The organism is Chloroflexota bacterium, assembly GCA_020850535.1.
Taxonomy (GTDB): Bacteria; Chloroflexota; UBA6077; order UBA6077; family JACCZL01; genus JADZEM01.
Genome location: JADZEM010000180.1, coordinates 1 through 21,596, shown reverse-complemented (window position 1 = coordinate 21,596; position 21,596 = coordinate 1). Strand labels below are relative to the sequence as shown.

Sequence of the window (21,596 nt, the reverse complement as noted above, 5' to 3'; positions counted from 1 at the left end):
TCGTATGTTGAGCGCGTCGTGCCGCCGCGTCGGGGCTTGAAAGCCCCGCCTACACTCCTGCAGTCGCTGCGCGACGCGCCAGTCGCACCAGTGCCTGCCGTGCCCGACGGCCGTCGCGCAGCGACGGCGTGACGGTAGGCGGGGACTTCAGTCCCCGACCGCCCGTTCCATGATGCTTCGGGGACACCAATGAACATGCAATCGCCCTGAGGCAAGTCCCAGCTGACCGGTGCGGATCTGTCCCGAGTGGGCCGCCCACGGCTGACCACGCCTGATACTGGCCCGGAGCGCTGGGCGCGATGTCTCGCCGAGGCTACCGGCGGCCCAGCGTACGCGCGGCCTGCTCGCTCGCCTCGTTGATCTGCTGCTGCAGCTGGCGGATCTGCTCCGCGATCAGCTCGCTGCCGGCCAGCGCCAACGTGTCGGAGACATCAAGCCCGGCCTGCCGATCCATCAGCTGCCGCAGCTCCGCCTTCGCCGCCTCGATGCGCTTGGTCAGTTGCAACGACTCCAGCTCGCGCTCGGCGCGGGCGCGGATCAGCCCCAGATCCCGCAGGCTCCCCTCAGCGCCGGCGATGCGCTGCTGGATCTCGGCCATCAACCCGAGCGTCCCGTCCAGCGTGCCTTCGCCGTAGATGCTGTAGTCGATGGCCCGGCGCAGCTGATCGCGGAACTGCTGGCGCATCGCGCCGTACTGCTGCTCCTTCGCGCTGACGTCGGCGAGGAGGAGCCGGAGCCTGGCGATGGTCACGTCGATCTTCTGCACCGCGCACCTCCCTGCTGTCGTAGCCTGGCGCATGTGAATCCGTGTCTCAGTTCTGCGTCAGATGCACGCAATGCCACCCCCGACCTGAATCGTACCTCCCTCACGATCATGCGCCCGCCAGCGCCGCGTCGATGCATGCGACCAGGGCATCGATCTCGAACGGCTTCTCGACGATGGCGGTCACCCGGGCACGTTGCTCTGCCGTCAGCTCGTCGGTGTACGCCGAGACGATGACAACCGGCACGCGCTCCGGGACATAGTCGTCCAGCCGTTCGAGGACTTCGGCGCCGTTCATCGTCGGCAGAGACAGGTCGAGGGTAATCAGGGCCGGCTGGACATCACGGGCGACGTCCAGCGCCTCCTGGCCATCGGTCACCAGGACCGGCCGGTATCCCTCAACCGTGAGCAGTGTTTTCATCATGTGGCCGATCGCCGGATCGTCTTCGACGATGAGGACTGTTCGGTTGAGCGGTTCTGCTGCCACGCGGTCGCTCACGCGCCTCGTGCTCCCTCCGCACACCGGCCCGCCACGGTGGCCTCAGCGCTCTCACCCAAAGCGCTGTGCGGGCCATTATACGGGCGAGTACCATGGGGGCAACGGGCATTTTCGGCGCGGCAGGCGTGTCGCGGAGTGAAACTCCGCTGAAATCAGTTTGGCTCGCCGGGGCGGGTGGCCTAGAATGCAGGGACCACATGAGCGAGCGTCGAACACAGGGGGACTGGCGATGGCCGACTTGACGGAGACCACGGCACGAGTGAAGGCGATGCTGGATGCGTCGCCGTGGGAGTATCTCCAGGACGAGGACGACCAGCAGACCTTCACGCTGGACTTTGAGACGAGCGTCCGGGACCACCTCCGCGTGAGCGTCATCGTGACCGAGGACTGGGTCGTCATCTCGCACATCTTCGGCCGCAACCCGAGCGACAACGAGGGTGCGCTGCATCGCCGCCTGCTCGAGCTGAACTGGGTGCTCAACAGCTGCAAGTTCGCCGTCGACGAAGAAGGCGACATCATCCTGCTGGACGAGCAGCTCGCCTCCGACCTGGACGACGCCGAGCTGATCGCCTCCATCGAGGCCGTGGCCGTCGCCAGCGAGGAGTACTACGACGAGATCGTCCGGCTCGGGATGCGAGCGTAGTCTACCGTTGTCAGTGTTCAGGCGTGGGTCGTGGGTCGTGGGATGAAAGCATGCGACTGCCCATTGTCGTCCTGAGCGCAGCGAAGGACCTCACCCGCTGACCGTCAACGCTCGTGTCACGCGCCGACCATCGGCTTGTGCATCACCCGCTGACCGTCAACATTCGCGTCAGCGGGTGAGGTCCTTCGCTGCGCTCAGGACGACAGAGCGAGTTGCGTGCTTGCTACAACACGGCTACACACATCAGTCGCTATGCTCCCACGATCCTCGACCCTCGATCCTCCAGCCACGTCAGCGTGCTACCATCGATCACCAGTACGCCGTAGCCTGCTGACCATGTCCTGGTCCGCCATGACCGGGCCACGATGGAGTGATCGTATGGAGCCTCTGTCCCACATCCGCGTGATCGACCTCACCCGCGCACGCTCAGGTCCCACCTGTGTGCGCCAGCTCTCGGAGATGGGCGCCCAGATCATCAAGGTCGAGATGCCCGGCGAAGACGACGACAGCGTCGGCGGGCGGAGCGGCTCCGACTTCCAGAACCTGCACCCCAACAAGCGCAGCATCGCCATCAACATGAAGGAGCCGGCCGGCCGCGAGATCATCCTGCGGATGGCGCGCGTCTCCGATGTACTGGTCGAGAACTTCCGGCCGCGCGTCAAGCACCGGCTGGGCATCGACTACGAGACGCTCAAGCAGATCAACCCGCGCCTCGTGTACACGAGTATCTCTGGCTTCGGGCAGACCGGGCCGTACGCCGAGCGGGCCGGCCTCGATCAGATCGCGCAGGGTCTCAGCGGCTTCATGACGGTCAACGGCTTCCCCGAGCATGGGCCGCTGCGGGCTGGCCTGCCCATCGCCGACCTGACGGCCGGCATCATGGCGGCCTACGGCACCGTCGTGGCGCTGCTCGAGCACGAGCGCTCCGGCGAGGGCCAGTGGGTCCACACGTCGCTGCTCCAGGGCATGATGCGCCTGATGGACCTGCAGGCGGCGCGCTGGCTCCAGGGCGGCGAGATCCCACCGCAGGCCGGCAACTACCACCCGGTCGGCGTGCCGACGGGCGTCTACAAGTGCCGCGACGGCGCCATCATCATCCAGGCGGCGGGCGGCCGGCTCTACACGCGGCTGCTCGAAGTGATCGAGGCCCCTGAGCTGGCCGAAGATCCCCGCTTCAGCACCGCCGAGGCCCGTTACAACCACCGCGAAGAGATGACCCAGGAGCTGGAGAAGCGGCTCACCCAGCAGGACATGGCCTACTGGCAGGAGAAGCTGAACGTCGCGGGGGTGCCGGCCGGCCCGATCCTCAACACGAAGCAGGCGTTCGAGAACGAGCAGGTGCAGACGTTCCCGGCCGTGCGCGAGGCCCAGAGCCCGAAGCTCGGGACGCTCAAGCTGAACGGCCACGGCGTCAACCTGGAGCGCACGCCGCCCTCGATCCGCTCGGCCGCCCCCGAGCGCGGCGAGCACACCGACGAGATCCTCAAAGAGCTGGAGTACACCGACGCGGAGATCGCCCAGCTCCACGCGACAGGCGTAGTCTAGCCGAGTGGGCAGCAGGTCGTAGGCAGGAGGCAGCAGAGTGAAACGCGCTATCGAGCGCGAGTCGCCCGGCGCCACATCTGCCTGCTGCCTGCTGTCCACTGCCTACTGGAGCGCAGCGACCTATGGCCGAAGAAACCCTCTTTGAACGTGATGGCGCGGTTGCCATCCTGACCTTCAACCGTCCGGAAGCCCGCAACGCGATGACCTGGGGGATGTACGAGACCCTCGGAGAGATCTGCGAGCAGGTGGACGCCGACGACTCGATCCGCGTGCTGGTGCTGCGCGGCGCCGGCGACAAAGCGTTTGTCAGCGGCACCGACATCCGCCAGTTTCTGGAGTTCAAGACGAAGGAGGACGCCCTCGGGTACGAGGCGCGCCTCGACAAGTCCATCGGCCGGCTGTATCAGGTCAAGAAGCCGGTCATCGCGATGCTCCAGGGCGACGCCGTGGGTGGCGGTCTGTTCATGGCCATCTCGTGCGACATCCGCATCGCCGCCGAGCATGTGCGCTTCGGCGTGCCGGTGGCGCGGACGCTCGGGAACTTCCCCCAGCCGTCCAACTACAGCCGGCTGGTGGCCGCGATCGGCATCGTGCGGGCGCGGAACCTGGTGCTGACCGCTCGCCTGATGAACACGTCAGAGGCGCTGGCCGTCGGGCTGGTCGACGAGGTGGTGGCGCTGGACGCTCTGGAAGCGCGCGTCATGGAGCAGGCCGGCCGCATCGCGAAGCTCGCGCCGCTGACGATGGCCGCCATCAAGGAGGCCGCTCGCCGTCAGACGGAATCCCTGGCGATCCGCGATTCTGACGAGCTGCTGCTCGGCTGCTACTTGAGCCAGGATTTTCAGGAGGGCGTGCGCGCATTCCTGGACAAGCGGTCGCCGCGGTGGCAGGGCAAGTAGGGACGGGCCAACCGGCGCCCGGACGCAAACCTGACGCGCAACTGCCGGCAGGTTGACGGCGTATCTTCACACAAGGCTAACAGGCACGAGCCGGTTGCGCTGGTACACTTCGCCACGGGCGTTGCCGCCAGCCGGTGAGAATCGCCCTCTGTGCTGTGCGTTCAATGGCGAGCGCTCAGGGCAGACAGTGCGCCCAGGTCGTTGTCAGAACACGACCTGGGCGCACTGTCGTTCACGCATGCGACGTAACGATGTCCGTGCCCAGCCCTGCCCGTTTGCAGGCCCGGCCGGAAGCTCTCCCAGAATCTTCATGCGACGTTCACACTCACGCCGTGGCCTCAGCGCAGACTACTCGTTCTAAGAACGGTGAGCCGCTGCCGACCTGCGATGCGCGGGAAGACAGTACCGGCCCGCCGGACGATCTTGCGTTGAGGAACGGCCCATGCAGGTTGTGCAGTTCCCGGCCCGCGCTCAGGCCGGGAGCGCGGTACGGGCGCAGGCGCAGACGCGCAGCAAGAGCCTGGTGGGCGTCGAGCTCGTCGCCGCCGCCACGATCGTGCTGGCAGCAGTCGGGAGCCGGCTGCCGAACCTGCTGGTGATCCCGGCGTTTACTGACGAGGTCGAAGAGATCCAGCTGGGGCTGAGCATCCTCAGAGACGGCGCCCGACCGCTGACGAACGTCGATCCGTACATCGGCCCCTTCTGGAACTACCTGCTGGCCGGGGCGTTCTCCCTGTTCGGGACCAGCATCGCCGTGCCGCGTGGGCTGGCGATGGCCGGCGGCGTCCTGACGGTGCTCCTCGCGTTCCTGTTGGGCAAGGTCTGGTTCGGTCCGCGCACGGCGCTGCTGGGAGCGCTGCTGCTCGGAACGTCGGCCGCGCACATCGTCGTCAACAGCCACATCGCCTGGTCGAACTGCATCACCCCCGTCTTCACGACGGCCGGGTTGCTGCTGATCGCGCTGGCCATCCGTGACGATCGTCCTCGGCTGGCGCCGGCCGCTGGCCTGCTGTTCGGGCTGGCGTTCCACACCCACCCGACAGCCGCGCCCGTGGTGGTCGGGGCGGCGGCCGCGATCCTCGCCAGCCGGCGGGGCTGGCTCCTGACCCCCTGGCCCTATCTGGCCGGCGTCGCTGGGGGCCTCGTCAACCTCAATCTCGTCGTCTACAACCTGATGACGGGCGGGCGGACGTTCCGCTACGCCCAGGAAGTCCAGTCGTCGTACGTCCAGGAGACGGGCGAGGCGGCCGGCTACCTGGAGCGCGTCGGGGATCTGCTGCTCGGACTGGTCCGCACGCTCGGGAGTGCCCTGGACAGGCGCGCATCCGTCTTGGACTATGCGACGGACCCACTGCTGCTGTTGGCCGGCATCCTGCTGGTCGGCGGCCTGGTGCTGGCCGTGCGGCGTCGGGCGTGGCTGCAGCTTGGCGTGGTCATCAGCGCCGTGCTGGTGCTGCCGCTGGTCAACCCCAAATACGACCCGATCCTGAATGTGCGCTATCTCGCGCCGATCCTGCCGATCTGCATGCTCTGGATCGGGGCGGCGCTCGACGGGCTGGCGCAGCGCATCAGCGCGTGGGCCAACTCCACGAAGGGTGTTCCGTCTGGCCTCACCGGCGTGCTCGGCGGCAGCGGGACGGTCCTGGCAGCATCGCTCATACTGGTGATGGTGGCCGGGTCGATCGCGGCGCTGAACGCCTACTACGCCGACGTCCGCGAGAACGCCCGCACCGGCGAGCGCATTCTGGAAGTGGTGCGGACGGCGCGTCAGGCCGGCGCCGTGGGCATCCCGGTGGTGCTGGACGAGCGGTTGGACCGGATCGCCATCGGGCCGGGCGCGGGCATCGTGCTGCGAGTGTTGAAGCTCGCGTTCGACCTGGAAGGTATCCCGACGGAGGTGCGCTGGCTCGGCGAGCGGCGGCCGGCCGACATTCACCCGGGCCAGATCGTGGTGCTGGCGGCCCGCTCGAAGCCGCAGTTCACAGCCGAAGCGGTGAGCGCACTCGGACTCCAGGCGGTCAACGGCGGCCCGGCCCGCGTCCACTCGCAGGCATCACGGTACGGACTGTACCGGTTCGGGCCAGCCGGCAGCCCGACGCAGGCATCCTACGACACGGACGGCGGCGCGCCAGACGGCACGCTCTACTTCTCGGACGGCACGCAGATCGTGCGTCTGACGCGCTGAGCCCGGCTTGCCTCACCCCTTGAGGCTGCCGGCCGTCAGGCCCGCCACCATCAGCCGCTGCCCCACCATGTAGATGACGGCAACCGGAACCGCCGTCAGGATCGAGGCGGCCATCAGCAGCCCCCACGGCTGGATGTCCCCGACGATCAGCCCGGCCAGCCCGACCGGCAGCGTCAGGAGCGATCCCGTCCGGAGGAACGTGTAGGCGTACAGGAACTCGTTCCAGGCCGCCGTGAACGAGAACAGCGCCACCGCCAGCAAGGCCGGGCGGACCAGCGGCAAGACCACCCGGAAGAACGCCTCGAGCCGGTTGCATCCGTCGATCAGGGCGGCGTCCTCGATCTCCTCGGGGATGCTCCGGTAGTAGCCCATCATCAGCCAGGTGGCGAACGGCAGCACGAAGCTCGGGTAGGTCACCAGCAGCGCCCACGGCGTGTTGATCAGCCGCAGTTGGGCCAGGATGATGTACATCGGGATGACCATCAGCGCGCCCGGCATCAAGTTCGCCACCAGGACCGTCGCGCCGAGCGACGAGGAGCCGCGCCAGCGGAGACGGACCATCCCGTACGCCCCCAGCGCCGCCACCAGGACCGAGATCGCGGTGCTCGACAGCGCGACCAGCGTCGTGTTCCGATACCACTCGACAAACCTGATCTTCGTGAAGAGGAACGTGAACTGCTCCAGCGTCCACGGATCGGGCCAGAACATGCCACGAATCTGCTGGATCTGAAGCTCACTCTTGAAGGCCGTGATGACCACGAAGTAGATCGGCGACAACTCGAAGAACAGGACCGTGCCGATCAGCCCGAACATCGTGCCGCCAGCCAGCCGGCGCTGCCCGCCCCGCGAGAGCGGCGGCTCAGCGCCCCTGGAGCGCATGGGCCTTGCGCCGAGCAGCAGGGCACGCTCGGCAAGGTCGTTCGCGAGCCAGAAGACGGCGGCCACGGCGCGCATCAGCAGCCGAAGCGGCAGCGCCAGCGTGACAAGCACCCGCCACCCCACGCCATCCTGCCCACTGGCAGCCTGATGCTCGTCGCGGCGCAGCATGCAGCGGGCCAGCACCAGCGACAGCACCAGCATCAGCGGCGCAGCCATCATCGCCACCGAGACGCCGGCGCTGGTCCGCATGCCGGCCACGCCGTACTCGAAGGCGAGGATCGGGTAGACGCGGGTGGCCCCGAGCGGCCCGCCGCTGGTCAGCAGGTACGTGAGCGTGAAGCCGTTGAACGTGCTGATCACCGTCAGCAGCGTCCCGACGATCAGCACATGGTGCAGGCCCGGCAGGGTGATGTGCAGGAAGCGCCGCCAGGCGTTCGCGCCGTCCACCGAGGCCGCATCGTACTGCTCGGCCTCGATACCTTTGAGGCCGGCCAGCAGCAGGATGACCATGAACGGCGTGCCGGCCCAGACGTTGACCACGATGACCGACATCAGGGCCGTGCGCGGATCGCTGAGCCAGGGCTGCGCCTGGGACATCACCCCGAGAACGTTCACAAGGATGTGGTTCAGGCTGCCGAAGAACGGGTCGAGCAGCATCCGCCAGGCCAGCGCCCGGACCACCTCAGGGATCACGTAGGGCGTCAGCAGCAGGCCGCCCAGCACCGATCCGAAGCGTGGCAGGTTGTGGAGCAGCAGCGCGGCCGACAGCCCGAGCGCCAGCTTCAGCACCACCGACGCGCCCGTGAACGTCAGCGTGACGCCGATGGACCGCGTGAACCGCTCGTCGCCCCAGAGCGCGATGTAGTTGTCCAGCCCGACGAACGGCCCGACCTTGAACCCGACGACGTTGTGAAAGCTGAACCAGAGCGCCCGCAGGAACGGGTACGCCTTTATCGTCGCCAGGATCAGCACCGTCAGCGCGACGAACAGGTACGCCGTGGGCCAGTCACGCCCGAGGACACGCTGCGACAGCTTGAACCAGCGCCGTGAGCCGAGCGGCACCGGCTCGGTCCGATTCAGGCTGGCCGGTCGAGACTGCGAGGTCAGAAGAGGCCTCCTCGGCGCTGGGATCGGGCGCGCGACGCGAGAGGCGCACGTTCGGGGCGTCTGCGCGGCGCGCGCCCGGCGTATGGTAGACCACCGGCCAGGACGCGGCAGGCGGGCACGGTCGCGGCAGGCGGGCACGGTCGCGGCGGACGGACCGGCCCCCTCCGGTATCCTTCCCAGACCGACGTAGCGCTCGCCGGCCGGCAGACGGCCACGCTGCCCAGGCAGCACGCCCGGCTGGCAGCATGCAGGCTGACCGGCGGCGCGGAGGTACACAAGACGTTGCAGCCACTCGTCATCATCGCGGACCGTATCGCACAGGAAGGGCTCGACCTGCTGGGCGAGCAGTGCCGCGTTCATGGGCTGACCGGCGGCTCGCTGGCGGAGGATCCGCTGCTTGCCGAGGCCGAAGCGCTGATCGTTCGGAGCGAGACCCGAGTGGACGCCGATCTGATCGGCCGCGCGCCCCGGCTCCGGGTCATCGGGCGAGCCGGCGCCGGCGTAGACACCATCGACGTGCCGACGGCCACGGCGCGGGGCATCGTGGTGGTGAACGCGCCGGGCGGCAACGCCATCGCCGCCGCCGAGCACGCCCTGGCCCTGATGTTCTCGCTGGCCCGGCACATCCCGCTGGCCGACCGCCAGATGAAGCAGGGCCAGTGGAAACGGTCGGCGCTGGTCGGCAGCGAGCTGACCGGCAAGACGCTCGGGCTGGTGGGGCTGGGCCGCGTCGGCACCGAGGTGGCCCGCCGGGCGCTCGGTCTGGAGATGGACGTCCTGGTCTACGATCCGTACGTGCCGGACGTCCACATCCGCACGCTGGGCTGCGAGCCGTCCCCACTCGACAGCCTGCTTCAGCGAGCCAACTACGTCTCGCTCCACGTCCCCCTGACCGACACGACGCGCAGCATCATCGATGCCGAGCGGCTGGCCCTGATGCAGCCCGGAACCTGCCTGGTGAACTGCGCGCGCGGCGAGCTGGTCGATCAGACCGCGCTGCTGGCGGCGCTCGACGCCGGCACGCTGGCCGGAGCGGCCATCGACGTGTACCCCACCGAGCCGGTCGGCCCCGACGACCCGCTGCCGCACCACCCGAAGGTGATCGCCACGCCGCACCTCGGAGCATCGACCGTCGAGGCGCAGGCCGGCGTGGCCGTTCAGGTCGTCCGCGAGGTACTGGCCGTCCTCGCAGAGCAGCCGCCGCAGTTCGCCGTGAACGCGCCGAGCATCCGCCCCGAGGAGATGGGGCTGCTGCGGCCCTACATGGATCTTGCCCGGCAGCTTGGCAAGCTAGCGACCCAGCTGGTGGACGGCGCGATCCGCTCGGCGGAGATCGAGTACCGGGGGGCGATCGCCGAGGAGAGCACGTCGGCAGTCACGGCGACGGCGATCCAGGGCCTGCTGGAGCCGATCTCGGACGTGCCGGTCAACCTCGTCAACGCCCGGCTGCTGGCCCGACAGCGCGGCCTGGAGGTCGAGGAGCGGCGCTCGGCCACCCCGGAGCACTACACCAGCCTCGTGCGGGTGGTCGTGCATGCGTCGGACGGAGACGTCAGCGTGGCCGGGGCCGTCTCCGACGGGCGGCCGGCCATCGTCCAGATCGGGGACTACTCACTGCACCTGCCGGCCGTCCCCGGCTACCTGCTGCTGACCAGCCACCACGACCGCCCCGGCATCATCGGGACGGTGGGGCGGCTGCTCGGCGAGGCCGACGTGAACATCTCCTCGATGCAGGTGGGCCGGTCGACGGCGCGCGGGCGGGCGCTGATGCTGCTCTCGGTGGACGATCCGATCCCGCCGACCGTCGTCTCACAGCTTCGCGGCCTCGACAACTTCGCGGCGGTCAAGGTGCTCAGACTCTGACCGCCGGCGCGGGAGACGGTGACGCATGGCAACACGACTCTTCAACTTCAGCGCCGGGCCGGCCGCCATGCCGGTCGAGGTGCTGGAAGCGTCCGCGCGGGCGCTGGTGGACTACAACGGCATGGGCGCCGGCATCGCCGAGCTGAGCCATCGCGGCCCGGAGCTGGATGCCGTCTTCGACGAGACGACCACCCGCGTCCGCGCCCTGATGGACGTGCCCGACGAGTACGATGTGCTCTACCTTCAGGGCGGCGCGACGCAGTTCTTCGCGACGATCCCGATGTGCTTCCTGCACGGCCACGCCGACTACCTCCTGACCGGCGAGTGGACCGTCAAGGCGGCCGAAGCCGCTCGCTACTACGGCCAGGTGAACGTCGTCGGGTCGAGTGAGGCGACCGGCTTCGACCGGCTGCCGACCGGATGGCAGCCCACCGAGGGAGCGGACTACCTCTACATCTGCTCCAACGAGACGATCACCGGCGCACGCTGGTCGACGCTGCCGACCCATCCGACCCTGGTGGTGGACGCCTCGTCCGAGCTGATGGCGAGGCCGCTCGACGTGCGGCAGACGGCCATCATCTTCGGCGGGGCGCAGAAGAACCTCGGGCCGGCCGGCGTCGTGCTGGCGATCATCCGCCGCGACCTGTACGAGCGCATCCCGGCGTCGGTCCCGGCCATCTTCGACTTCCGGGCGCACGCGAAGTCCGGCTCACGGCTGAACACGCCGCCCACGCTGGCCGTGTACATGCTCCTGGAGACGCTGCGCTGGCTGGAGCGCCAGGGCGGACTGGCCGAGATCGAGCGGCGCAACGAGCAGAAGGCGGCCCTGATCTACGACGCCCTGGACGAGCACCCCGGTTTCTACCGGCCGGTCGTGACGGACATCCCGAATCGGAGCCGCATGAACGTGACGTTCCGCCTCCCGTCCGACGCCCTCACGGCAAGCTTCCTGGCCGAGTCGGCGGCCCGCAACATGATCGGGCTGAAGGGGTATCGAACGGTGGGCGGCATCCGGGCCAGCATCTACAACGCGATGCCGGTCGAGGGGTGCGCGGCGCTGGCCGAATTGCTGCGGGACTTCGCCGAGGCGCACGGATAGACGAACGCCGATCGGGCGCCGAACCCTGGTGGCGCCGTTCTCGCGAAGTGCTTGCGAACTCCCATGTCATCCTGAGATCCCATGTCATCCTGAGATCCCATGTCATCCTGAGCTGGCGAAGGATCTCACCCGCTGACGCGGACGGTCAGGGGGTGAGATCCTTCATTGCGCTCGCAGGCTCGCTGCATTCAGGATGACATGGCAACGGTCGTTGACGGTCAGGGGGTGAGTTCTTCGCTCTGCTCGCAGGCTCGCTGCATTCAGGATGACATGGCAACGGTTGTTGACGGTCGGCGGGTGAGGTTCTTCGCTCTGCTCGCAGGCTTGCTGCATTCAGGATGACATGGCAACGGTCGTTGACGGTCGGCGGGTGACGTTCTTCGCTCTGCTCGCAGGCTCGCTGCATTCAGGATGACATGGGAACCTGCACGGGGTGTCCGGGCGGCTGCCGACTACGATTCTGGCGGCAGCAGACCCGTCGATGTGTCGAGGCGCGGCGTCCAGGCCCCGGCGTCCACCGCCGAGATGAAGTCCATCACGACCTGATTGAAGAGGGCCGGCTCTTCGAGGTTGACCGTGTGGCCCGTCTTCGGCACGATCAGCAGCCCGCTGTTGGGGATCTTTCGCTTCATCAGCAGTGCCGGCTCCAGCGCCAGCTCGTCCTCGTCGCCGGCCACGATCAGGGTCGGGACGGCCAGGCCCGGCAAACGGTCAGCCACCTCGTAGAGCGTCTTGCGCTTCCCCTGGACGTTCCGCATCGTCAAGGCCGAGCCAGCCGTCGAGTGCTCGGCCAGGTGGGAGAGCAACGTCGCGAAGCCGAGTGGATCCTTCTGCTGGAAGCGGAGCCGTGACGGGCCACGACCGTAGGTCTGAGCCGCCTGCTCCATCCCGACCCGCTCGAAGAGATCGGCCGTCTCGCGAGCGTTGGCGCGGAACTCCTCAGGGTTGACGCTCCCGAAGCCGGCCCCGGCCGCCGTCAGGCTCAGGCAGACCTCGGGATGGGCCAGCCCGAGCTTGACCGTGACGTTCCCGCCCATCGACAGCCCGACGATGTGGGCCTTCTCGATGCCGAGGTGGCGCAACAGGGTGTAGGCGTCCTCGACGTTCTGCTCCTCCGAGTAGGCGGCAGGGTCCATCGGCACGGACGACGGGTGATAGCCCCGCGCGCTGTAGGCGATGGCGCGGTAGCGGCGGGCGAAATACTGCACCTGGGGCGCCCAGGAGCGGTAGTCGCCCGCGAACTCGTGGATGAACAGGACCGGGGTGCCGGTCCCATGCTCTTCGTAGTAGATCTCGACGCCGTTGATCGGTGCGAGCGCCATTGCCTGCCTCCGAGAATGCGGGAGGCCCTCGCCCTGTGCGCGGGCGAGGGGGAGCCACATCGCTACTCTGCCGTCAACCTGATCCGCGTCCCGACGGTGTTCTGGACGAAGGCGTCAGGACGCCGCTCGTAGACGGCGTAGGCCGCACGATACCCCGTGCAGTGGGCCGGCGCCACGACGTCCGGCTCAAAATCCAACAGCATCCGCACGACCGGATCGATGCGGCTGTGGAACAGTTTCGGGCCAAGGTGGAAGCCGCCCATCACGGCGTGTACCCGATCCACGCCGGTCAGGGCGCGAGCGTAGGTGACCATGTTGACGATGCCGGCGTGCCCGCAGCCGGAGATGACCACCAGCCCCTTGCCGCGCACGTCGACGACAATCGCCTGGTCGTCGCAGATCAGCGGGTCCGGGGTCATCTCGCCGTCGCGCTCGGCGTAGTGGGCCGGCCAGCCGGTCTCGACGTCGTTGGTCCGTTCGACCTGTCCCGTCACCAGCACCATGCCGTCGAGCACCAACGACGGCTGCTCGGTCTCGGTCAGGCTGAGGCCAGCATCGAGGAGACCCTGCCGCGAGAGGCTGGCCGACCGCTCAATCGTGCCCGTAGCCGACATCGTGCCGCGCCGCAGGAAGGCGTCTGGGTGGAGCACCAGCGGCATCCGCAGCCGCCCGAGCCGCTCCTCCAGGCCGATCAGCCCGAGAACGTGATCCCAGTGTCCGTGCGAGAGCACGACCACGGACCAGTCGGCGGGCGTGAGGCCCAGGCAGTCGAGGTTGTTGACGAGGCCATGCGGGCTGCCGCCAGCGTCGAACAGGAGCGAGCGGGACATGCCGTTGCCGGTGACCTTGACCAGCAGCGCCAGCCCGTGCCCGCCGACGAACGGGTTCTTCTGCTCGCCAGCCAGCAACTGCGACGCCAGCGGCGAGCCCTGCGAGCGCAGCCGCTCGACCGGCCCCTCGCCGGGCACCCCGAGATCGACGATGTTCTCGTAGAGCGTGGTGATCTCGACCGAGTCGACCGGGATCAAGGGCACGGCCGGGCTGCGTGAGACAACCTGCACCGCGGAGCCGTCACCTGCCGTGGCCATCACCGACCTCCTACACGCTGACGCTCAGGCGTTCTTCTCGGACGGCCCCATCATGTCGTTGAGCAGGTTGAGGGCGGCCCAGGCGAACGTCTCCATGTTGGTCGGGCGGTCGCCGTGGCCGGTCTCGATAGTGTCGGCCCGCTCCTCGCGCGAGACGCCCGGCCCGACCACGCCGACGCAGGCATGGCCGGGCGCGTCGCCGTACCGATTGCCGGTCGGGCCAGTCGCGCCGGTCTCGCCGACGCCCCAGGTCGATCCCATCACCGTACGAACGCCGCGCGCCAGCACCAGCGAGTGCTCCTCAGTGGCGGCCCGCGGCTCGGTCACCGTCTGCCGGTCAAGCTGCAAGAAGGACATCTTGGCGTCGGTGGTGTAGACGACTGCTCCCCCTCGGAAGTACCGTGATGCGCCGCCCACGGCCAGCAGCGCCGCCGAGATCAGCCCGCCCGCCGACGACTCGGCCACGGCGACGGTCTCGCCGCGCTCCACCAGCCGCGCCCCGACCACCTGCGCCAGTGCCATCAACCGCGATCCCTGCTCGTCTGCTGCGTCGCTCACGTCGCGCCCTCCCATGCTCCCACGTCTCGTGTCGGAGAGCGTAGCCCGGCGCGATGCTCGACGCCAGCGCGAGTGATCTGCCGAGCGCCGGAATACGGCCAGCCTTCGTGGCGTTAGGAGGGTACGATACGCGGGCTCGCGCTATCCTGATGTCTGCGCGCCCACGGTCGGGTGTGCGGAGGAGTACGTTGACCGTTCCCGTACAGCAGAACGCTGGGGCCGCCGCGCCGAGCGGCCAGGCCGGGCCGAACCTGTTCCAGCCGCTGTCGCTGCGCGGCGTGACGCTGCGGAACCGGATCATGGTCGCGCCGATGTGCCAGTACTCGTGCGTCGACGGCTACGCCACCGACTGGCACCTCGTCCACCTGGGCAGCCGGGCGGTCGGCGGGGCCGGGCTGGTGATGACCGAGGCGGCGGCCGTCGAGCCGCGTGGACGTATCAGCGGCCACGACGCCGGCATCTGGGAGGATGGGCACATCCAGGCCTGGGCCGGCGTGGCGCGCTTCATCAGGAGCCAGGGCGCGGCGCCGGCCATTCAGCTTGCCCACGCCGGCCGCAAAGCGAGCGTCCACCGGCCGTGGCAGGGCGGCGCGCCGCTGACGCCCGACGAAGGGGCCTGGCAGACGGTCTCGGCAAGCGCCCTGCCGTTCTCAGACGGCTGGCACACGCCCGCTGCGCTCTCCACCGCCGAGGTCGGCCAGGTCGTCGGGCTGTTCGCGCAGGCGGCGCGGCGGGCGCTGGCGGCCGGCTTCGAGGTCGCGGAGATCCACGCGGCCCACGGCTATCTGATCAACCAGTTTCTCTCGCCGCTCTCCAACCGGCGCACCGACCAGTACGGTGGGTCGTTCGAGAACCGCGCGCGGCTGTTGCTGGAGATCGTGGACGCCGTCCGCCCGATCTGGCCGGCCGATCTGCCGCTGTTCGTGCGGCTCTCCTGCACGGAGTGGACGGAGGGCGGCTGGACCGGCGACGATACGGTGCAACTGGCCTGCCTGCTAGCGGCGCGCGGCGTCGACTTCATCGACTGCTCGTCGGGCGGCAACGTGGCGACGGCGAAGGTGCCGACCTCGCCAGGCTATCAGGTCTCCTTCGCGGGGCGGGTGCGCCGCGAGGCCGATCTGCCGACTGGCGCGGTCGGGCTGATCACCGCGCCCGAGTTTGCCGAGGCGATCCTCGCCAGCGGGCAGGCCGACGCCATCCTGCTGGCCCGCGAGCTGCTCCGCGATCCGTACTGGCCGCTGCACGCCGCCAGTGCGCTCGGCGCGACCATCGACTACTGGCCAGCCCAGTACACCCGCGCGCGGCGCTGACTGGCAGGCGGCAGACAGGCGCCCCTCACCCCCGGAAGCCCTCACCTGGTCATCAGGACCGTACCATCTTGTGGAGGCATGGCAATGGCAGCGAGTGGAGCACCGGTCGTCGATTTCTACCTGGACACGGCCTGTCCGTGGTCGTGGCGGACCTCGGTCTGGATGCGCGAGGTCATGAAGGTCCGTGACGTCGACGTCCACTGGAAGTTCTTCAGCCTGGAGCTGGTGAACAAGAAGAACGATCCGACGGCCCAGCCCCGAGCGGGTCACCTGGAGAGCCGCAACACCTTCCGCGCGATGGTGCTGGCACGCCGCAAGTACGGCGACGAGGCGGTCAACAAACTGTACGAGGCGTTCGGCACGGCCAAGCACGAGGAGAAGAAGGATCTCGACGAGGCGATGGTCCGCGCCTGCATCGAGAAGGCTGGGTACTCGCCGAGCCTGCTGGACGAGGCCCTGGCCGACCCGACCACCGAGACGGAGTACGTGGATGAGCACACGGCCATCAACGAGAAGGGCGCGTTCGGCGTGGCCTCGCTGGTGATCGACGGCAGCGAGCCGGTGTTCGGTCCGGTCATCATCCCCGTCCCGACGGGCGAAGAGGCCGGCGACCTCTGGGACCACATCTCGGCGATGAGCACGAAGGGCTACTTCTTCGAGCTGAAGCGCACCCGGCAGTAAGGTCTTGGGTCGTAGATCGAGGGTCGTGGGGGCGGCGCGAGTCGCCCCCACGACCTACGATCCACGACCCAAGACCCCTGCCTACGACCCACCACCCTCGGTCTACGACCTCAGGACCGCGCCGAGGCCCGGGCCGGTCGGCATGGTCAACTGGCCGCGATGGGCTGCCACCGCGTCGAACGGGTCGCGGGCCAGCAAGAGGTTGCCGTCGAGGTCGAGCGAGTCGCAGAGGGGGGCCAGCTGCGTCGCCGCCGCGATGCCCAGCCCGCTCTCGACCATGCAGCCCATCATCACCTTCAGGCCGTACGCCCGCGCCGTCTGGACGTGCTGAAGGGCCGGCAGCAGCCCGCCGCACTTCTGGAGCTTGACGACGATGCCGTCGCAGCGGCCAGCCACTCGCGCCACGTCGCGGGCCGTCACGCAGCCCTCGTCGGCGTAGACCGGCAGGCGGGTCGCGCGGCTCACCTGACACAGCCCGTCGAGGTCGTCGGCGCGGACCGGCTGCTCGATCAACTCGATGTCGAACTGCTCCAGCCTCGGCAGCGCCCCGATGGCCTCCTTGGCGCTCCAGGCCCCGTTGGCGTCGATCTGGATGCGAGCGTCGGGGCGGGCCTCGCGGATCGCCCCGAGCCGAGCCACGTCGTCAGCCGTCCCGACCTTCACCTTCAGCAGCGGGTACTCGGCGGCAGCGGTCGCCTTCTCGCCCATCTTCTCCGGCGTGTCGATCCCGATGGTGAACGACGAGAGCGGCACCCGCTCGTCGATGCCCCACAGCTTCCAGACTGGCGCGCCGTACCGCTTGCCGACCAGATCCCAGAGCGCAAGCTCCAGCCCGGCTCTCGCTGCCGGGTTGTGGTGGGCGGCATGCTCAAGCTGCGTCACCGCCCGGTGGATCTCCAGCGGGTTCTCAGGGAGCACGTCCACCAGCTTCGGGAGCCAGGCCAGGACGCTCTCCTGGCTCTCGCCGTAGTAGGCGTTCGGACCGGCCTCGCCGTACCCGACCAGCCCGTCAAGCTCGACGCGCACCAGCACGTTACGAGCAACCGTCGTGGTGCGCCGCGAGATGCCGAACGGATTCTGAAGTGGGAGGTCGAGCGGCTCGAACGTGACCCTTGCTGTGCTCATTGGACAATCACCACGGCGGGCGGCCTACTTCGTCACGGCGTCGAGCAGGTTCGCGACGCCGTAGCGGATCGGGTCGGTGGCCGGCAGCCCGAGATCGTCCTCGACCTTCTTGATGGCGTCCTTCGCAGCCGCCTCGTCCAGGTCGTAAGTGTTGAGCGCCACCCCGGCGACCTTGCTCGGGCGCAGCCAGGAGGCCGCCTCCTCGTACCCCCGCAGGACCGTCTTGAGGGGCGGAATCGGGGTGGTGTAGCGGCGGATCTCCGTCCGGGACGGCTGGTGGCAGAGGATCATCTTCTCGGGGGCGGTGCCGTGCAGCAGGCCCATCGTCACGCAGGAGTAGCCAGGGTGGAACAGGGAGCCCTGCCCCTCGACCCAGACCCAGTCGTACTGCTGGGCGGCCGGCACCACGATCTCCTCGATGGCGCCGTTCACGAAGTCGGAGATGACGCGGTCGATGGCGAGGCCGTTGTTGGCGATCATGATGCCGGTCTGGCCGGTCGCCACGAAGGTCGAGTTGAGGCCGCGCTGACGGGCCAGCAGGTCAAGCTCCAACGCCGTGGACATCTTCCCGACGTTGCAGTCGCTGCCGACGGTCAGGATGACGGTGCTGCCGGGGCGATGCTCGTAGCCCATGCCCACGGGCGGATGCTCGGGCACGTCGCGCAGATCGACCAGCTTGACGCCCTTCGCCTGCGCACGCGCCATCAGGTCTTCGTCGTGGGTGATGAACGTGTGCAGGCCGTTGTAGATGTCGATGCCACGGTCGATGGCCGTGATGATCTCGTCGCGCATCTCGGGCGGGAGGTCGCCGCCGCGCGAGGCGATCCCGACGAGCAGGCGGCCGGTGTTCGCCGGCAGATCGGCAACTTTCGCGAAGATCGGCACGTCGGGCCGCACATGGTACACATCGGCGGCCGTCTTGCCGGCGCGCTCTGGGTCGACCATGCCGACAATTAGGTCGGGGCTGTACCGAAGAACGCCGACGGCGGTCTTGGCGTTGAACGGATCGTCGCTGTTGACGAGGATGGCGAGAGGTGTCCCAGCCACGAGCGTGCTCCAGGCGCGCCGAATTCTTCCGACGAGATGCCAGAGGCGGAGGGGCCGAGCCGCCGGCGCGTGATGCAGAAGGGTAGCGCGAGCGATGGTCGCCGGCAACCGGCAAGGTGCACAACGCGTGGTCAGTCATCCGAGGCGTATGCGTGCGGCCCACTGACCAAGGCGCGGCGTCGGGGCGTGAAAGCCCCGACGATGCGGCACGACACACCCAGTATGCGATCGCCCTGCCCCCTCGCTCAGGGCAATCGCATGTTCGCTGGTGTTCCCGAAGCGCGACGAGACGCGCAGGCGGGGGTTGAAAGCCCCGACGCGGCGGCACGACGCGCTCAACATACGATTGCACTGGTGCCAGCATCAGGGCGATTGCATGTTCGTTGGTGTCCCCGAAGCATCATGGAACGCGCAGGCGGGGGTTGAAACCCCCGCCTACAGTCATGCAGTCGCTGCGCGACGAAGGACCAGATCAACCATCGACACGTAAGACAGGAGCGTCGCGCAGCGACTGCAGGATCGTAGGCGGGGCTTTCAAGCCCCGACGCGGCGGCACGACGCGCTCAACATACGATTGCCCTGGGGATGCGTGCCGTGGGGTGGACACCGGGCCGCCCGGTGCCGATAATACAAGCGCCATGCACGCAGACACGATGCTCGGTTCGCAGGTCACCAGCAGCGCCCTCGCTCAGGATGCGCTGTCGGTTGCCCCGGCCCTGGTATCGGTCTCTGGCCTGACGGCTGCCGTAGCGGTCTCCGTATCGCCAGTGTCAATTATCGGCATCGTCATTATTTGCCCCGCAGGGGGCGTGCTCGGCTGACAGTCAGACGGACAGAGTCGGAACGCACGAGGCCCCTGCGGAGACGCGGGGGCCTTTTTCGCGCCCCGCGCCAGACCAGCCCGCAGACTGGCCCCGCCCATCCGACCGATGGTCACCAACACAACGGATACCGGCACACGCGCGCCCAGCACTCAGCACTCAGCACTCAGCACTCAGCACTCAGCACCACAACGACGCCGACAGGGCAGGACCGGCCGCTCAGCTTCCTCAGCACGGCCTCAGTGGAAAGGACGCGGGAACCTCATGACTCCTCAGACCCTCGAACGGGACGAACAGGCGACAACTGACGGCAGCAGGCCCGGCAGCGGAGCCTCCTCGCTCCCGAAGACCGGCTCCGCCCTCCTCTGCGAGGCCCTCAAGGCCCACGGCGTCCGCACCGTCTTCGGCTACCCCGGCGGCGCGGCGCTCCCGCTCTACCGTGAGCTTGCCAACCACGAAGATGGTCTGCGCCACCTGCTCGTGCGCCACGAGGAGAACGCCGCCCTCGCCGCCGACGGCTACGCCCGCGCGACCGGCTTCCCCGGCGTCTGTATGGCCACCAGCGGCCCCGGCGCCACCAACCTCCTGACCGGCATCGCCACCGCCATGATGGACTCGGTCCCCGTGCTCGCGCTGACCGGCCAGGTCGCCAGCAGCGTGATCGGCACCCAGGCGTTCCAGGAGGTCGACATCGTCGGGATGGCCCGGCCGGTGGTCAAGGCCGCCCTCCAGGCGCAGCGTCCAGAAGAGGTTCCTGGCCTCGTGGCCGAGGCGTTCCGGATCATGCGCGAGGGCCGCCCGGGACCAGTCCTCCTCGACCTGCCCAAAGACGTGCTGATGGGAACGGCCACCGTCGAGCAGCGTCCGCTCGCCGAAGCGCCCCGGAAGGTCACCTCCCCGACCCTCGACGCCGACCTTGACCGCGTGGCTGCCCTGCTCGACAACGCCGAGCGCCCGGTCCTCGCGGTGGGTCGTGGCGTCCTGCTCGCCGCCGGCGAGGCCGCGATCCTGGCGCTGGCCGAGCGGCTCCAGGCGCCGGTCGTCTCCACCCTCCTCGGCATCGGCGCGATGCCCGAGTCGCACCCGCTGATGTTCGGCATGGCCGGCATGCACGGGACCGTCGCCGCGAACATGGCCCTGCACCACGCCGATCTGATCCTCGGCCTCGGCATGCGCTTCGACGACCGCTGGGTCGGTCGCGCCGCCGACTTCGCCCCCGAAGCCACCATCGTCCACGTGGACGTCGATCCTGTCGCGTTCGGCCGCGTGGCCCGCTGCGATGTGCCAGTCCTCGGCGATGCCGGGCTGGTGCTCGACGGGCTGCTGGCGCGCGTCTCGGCCGGCGATCGCGCTGACTGGCTCGCGCGCCTGCGCCTCTGGGACGCCGACCACGCCGACTGCCTCGCGCCGCGCTTCGGCGACGAGATGGAGTCAGGCGAAGTGCTCCGCGCCCTCAAGGAGGTGACAGGCGGCGCGGCCACCCTCGTGGCGGACGTCGGTCAGCACCAGATGTTCGTCGCCCTGCACACCGGCTTCGACCGCTCCGGCAGCTTCTTCACCAGCGGCGGCCTCGGCACGATGGGCTACGCGGTCCCGGCCTCGATGGGCATCGCCGTGGCGCGGCCCGGCGAGGAGGTCTGGGCCATCGTCGGGGACGGCGGTTTCCAGATGAGCGCCCCGGAGCTGACCACGCTCGCCGTCAACCAGCTCCCGGTCAAGATGCTGATCCTCAACAACGGTTGCCTGGGCATGGTTCGCCAGTGGCAGGAGCTGTTCTACGACAACGTCTACAGCCACTCGGTCCTGCCCCATCCCGACTTCGCGAAGCTGGCCGAGGCGCACGGCGTCCCCGGGCGGACGGTCACGCGCCGCGAGGAGCTTCGCGAGGCGCTCGCGTGGGCGCGCACGACGCCCGGCCCGGTCCTGCTGGAGGTCCGCGTCCAGATGGAGGAGACGGTGCTGCCGATGGTCCCGGCCGGCGCGGCGACCGGCGAGATGATCTGCCTCGGCGGCCGGGTGCTGCCGGAGTAATCAGTTCTCAGCGGTCAGCGGTCAGCGGTCAGCGGTCAGCGGTCAGCGGTCAGCGGTCAGCGGTCAGCGGTCAGCGGTCAGCGGTCAGCGGTCAGCGGTCAGCGGTCAGCGGTCAGCGGTCAGCGGTCAGC

Annotated in this window: 17 protein-coding genes; 9 read left to right on the top strand and 8 right to left on the bottom strand. The window is 68.8% G+C overall.

Annotated elements, in window-relative coordinates:
* Positions 1–313 precede the first annotated feature (313 nt).
* Positions 314–766: a hypothetical protein gene (locus tag IT306_25740; GenBank protein MCC7371846.1), complete on the bottom strand. Its 453-nt coding sequence runs from the start codon at positions 764–766 to the stop codon at positions 314–316.
* 106 nt (positions 767–872) lie between these two features.
* On the bottom strand, positions 873–1,262 hold the full coding sequence (locus tag IT306_25735) for a response regulator transcription factor (protein MCC7371845.1): 390 nt from the start codon (positions 1,260–1,262) through the stop codon (positions 873–875).
* Positions 1,263–1,491: 229 nt separating this feature from the next.
* Between IT306_25735 and IT306_25730 the strand changes: the two genes are divergently transcribed.
* The 4 genes from IT306_25730 to IT306_25715 all read left to right on the top strand — a co-directional run bounded on the left by IT306_25730 (position 1,492) and on the right by IT306_25715 (position 6,534).
* The gene (locus tag IT306_25730; protein MCC7371844.1) at positions 1,492–1,905 is read left to right on the top strand and encodes a YbjN domain-containing protein; all 414 of its coding nucleotides are present in this window, start codon (positions 1,492–1,494) and stop codon (positions 1,903–1,905) included.
* A gap of 378 nt (positions 1,906–2,283) precedes the next feature.
* Positions 2,284–3,450: a CoA transferase gene (locus tag IT306_25725; GenBank protein ID MCC7371843.1), complete on the top strand. Its 1,167-nt coding sequence runs from the start codon at positions 2,284–2,286 to the stop codon at positions 3,448–3,450.
* A 122-nt stretch (positions 3,451–3,572) separates the two neighbouring features.
* Complete coding sequence (locus IT306_25720; protein ID MCC7371842.1) at positions 3,573–4,349, top strand: enoyl-CoA hydratase/isomerase family protein; 777 nt, start codon at positions 3,573–3,575, stop codon at positions 4,347–4,349.
* A 442-nt stretch (positions 4,350–4,791) separates the two neighbouring features.
* Positions 4,792–6,534: a glycosyltransferase family 39 protein gene (locus IT306_25715; protein MCC7371841.1), complete on the top strand. Its 1,743-nt coding sequence runs from the start codon at positions 4,792–4,794 to the stop codon at positions 6,532–6,534.
* Positions 6,535–6,546: 12 nt separating this feature from the next.
* Here the strand turns inward: IT306_25715 and IT306_25710 are convergent, their stop codons facing one another.
* On the bottom strand, positions 6,547–8,475 hold the full coding sequence (locus IT306_25710) for an ABC transporter permease subunit (protein ID MCC7371840.1): 1,929 nt from the start codon (positions 8,473–8,475) through the stop codon (positions 6,547–6,549).
* Between the two features lie 327 nt (positions 8,476–8,802).
* On the opposite strand from IT306_25710, the gene IT306_25705 reads away from it, so the two are divergent.
* Both IT306_25705 and serC read left to right on the top strand, forming a co-directional pair.
* Entirely contained in the window at positions 8,803–10,383 is a 1,581-nt protein-coding gene (locus IT306_25705; GenBank protein MCC7371839.1) for a phosphoglycerate dehydrogenase, read from the top strand.
* A gap of 25 nt (positions 10,384–10,408) precedes the next feature.
* Complete coding sequence (gene serC, locus IT306_25700; protein MCC7371838.1) at positions 10,409–11,482, top strand: 3-phosphoserine/phosphohydroxythreonine transaminase; 1,074 nt, start codon at positions 10,409–10,411, stop codon at positions 11,480–11,482.
* Positions 11,483–11,934: 452 nt separating this feature from the next.
* Here serC and IT306_25695 read toward each other — a convergent pair whose 3' ends face one another.
* The 3 genes from IT306_25695 to IT306_25685 form a co-directional block, all read right to left on the bottom strand.
* Positions 11,935–12,804 carry an alpha/beta hydrolase gene (locus IT306_25695; protein MCC7371837.1) on the bottom strand — a complete coding sequence of 290 codons (870 nt, stop codon included), beginning with the start codon at positions 12,802–12,804 and terminating at the stop codon, positions 11,935–11,937.
* 62 nt (positions 12,805–12,866) lie between these two features.
* Positions 12,867–13,892, bottom strand: coding sequence for an MBL fold metallo-hydrolase (locus tag IT306_25690; GenBank protein ID MCC7371836.1), 1,026 nt, complete (start codon positions 13,890–13,892; stop codon positions 12,867–12,869).
* A 24-nt stretch (positions 13,893–13,916) separates the two neighbouring features.
* Entirely contained in the window at positions 13,917–14,414 is a 498-nt protein-coding gene (locus IT306_25685) for a CinA family protein (GenBank protein ID MCC7371835.1), read from the bottom strand.
* 185 nt (positions 14,415–14,599) lie between these two features.
* Between IT306_25685 and IT306_25680 the strand changes: the two genes are divergently transcribed.
* Positions 14,600–15,760, top strand: a complete 1,161-nt coding sequence (locus tag IT306_25680) for an NADH:flavin oxidoreductase/NADH oxidase (protein MCC7371834.1) — start codon at positions 14,600–14,602, stop codon at positions 15,758–15,760.
* Positions 15,761–15,844: 84 nt separating this feature from the next.
* The gene (locus IT306_25675; protein ID MCC7371833.1) at positions 15,845–16,441 is read left to right on the top strand and encodes a DsbA family protein; all 597 of its coding nucleotides are present in this window, start codon (positions 15,845–15,847) and stop codon (positions 16,439–16,441) included.
* Between the two features lie 102 nt (positions 16,442–16,543).
* Here the strand turns inward: IT306_25675 and IT306_25670 are convergent, their stop codons facing one another.
* Both IT306_25670 and IT306_25665 read right to left on the bottom strand, forming a co-directional pair.
* Positions 16,544–17,566, bottom strand: a complete 1,023-nt coding sequence (locus IT306_25670; GenBank protein ID MCC7371832.1) for a dipeptide epimerase — start codon at positions 17,564–17,566, stop codon at positions 16,544–16,546.
* Between the two features lie 24 nt (positions 17,567–17,590).
* On the bottom strand, positions 17,591–18,613 hold the full coding sequence (locus tag IT306_25665; protein MCC7371831.1) for a DUF1611 domain-containing protein: 1,023 nt from the start codon (positions 18,611–18,613) through the stop codon (positions 17,591–17,593).
* Positions 18,614–19,698: 1,085 nt separating this feature from the next.
* On the opposite strand from IT306_25665, the gene ilvB reads away from it, so the two are divergent.
* On the top strand, positions 19,699–21,465 hold the full coding sequence (gene ilvB / locus IT306_25660; protein ID MCC7371830.1) for a biosynthetic-type acetolactate synthase large subunit: 1,767 nt from the start codon (positions 19,699–19,701) through the stop codon (positions 21,463–21,465).
* The last annotated feature ends 131 nt before the right edge of the window (positions 21,466–21,596 follow it).

Coding starts and splice junctions, on each gene's coding strand:
- IT306_25680 (MCC7371834.1), top strand. CDS start 14,600: ATGTCTGCGCGCCCACGGTCGGGTGTGCGGAGGAGTACGTTGACCGTT.
- IT306_25685 (MCC7371835.1), bottom strand. CDS start 14,414: ATGGCACTGGCGCAGGTGGTCGGGGCGCGGCTGGTGGAGCGCGGCGAG.
- IT306_25715 (MCC7371841.1), top strand. CDS start 4,792: ATGCAGGTTGTGCAGTTCCCGGCCCGCGCTCAGGCCGGGAGCGCGGTA.
- IT306_25730 (MCC7371844.1), top strand. CDS start 1,492: ATGGCCGACTTGACGGAGACCACGGCACGAGTGAAGGCGATGCTGGAT.
- IT306_25720 (MCC7371842.1), top strand. CDS start 3,573: ATGGCCGAAGAAACCCTCTTTGAACGTGATGGCGCGGTTGCCATCCTG.
- IT306_25670 (MCC7371832.1), bottom strand. CDS start 17,566: ATGAGCACAGCAAGGGTCACGTTCGAGCCGCTCGACCTCCCACTTCAG.
- ilvB (MCC7371830.1), top strand. CDS start 19,699: ATGACTCCTCAGACCCTCGAACGGGACGAACAGGCGACAACTGACGGC.
- IT306_25695 (MCC7371837.1), bottom strand. CDS start 12,804: ATGGCGCTCGCACCGATCAACGGCGTCGAGATCTACTACGAAGAGCAT.
- serC (MCC7371838.1), top strand. CDS start 10,409: ATGGCAACACGACTCTTCAACTTCAGCGCCGGGCCGGCCGCCATGCCG.
- IT306_25690 (MCC7371836.1), bottom strand. CDS start 13,892: ATGGCCACGGCAGGTGACGGCTCCGCGGTGCAGGTTGTCTCACGCAGC.
- IT306_25675 (MCC7371833.1), top strand. CDS start 15,845: ATGGCAGCGAGTGGAGCACCGGTCGTCGATTTCTACCTGGACACGGCC.
- IT306_25725 (MCC7371843.1), top strand. CDS start 2,284: ATGGAGCCTCTGTCCCACATCCGCGTGATCGACCTCACCCGCGCACGC.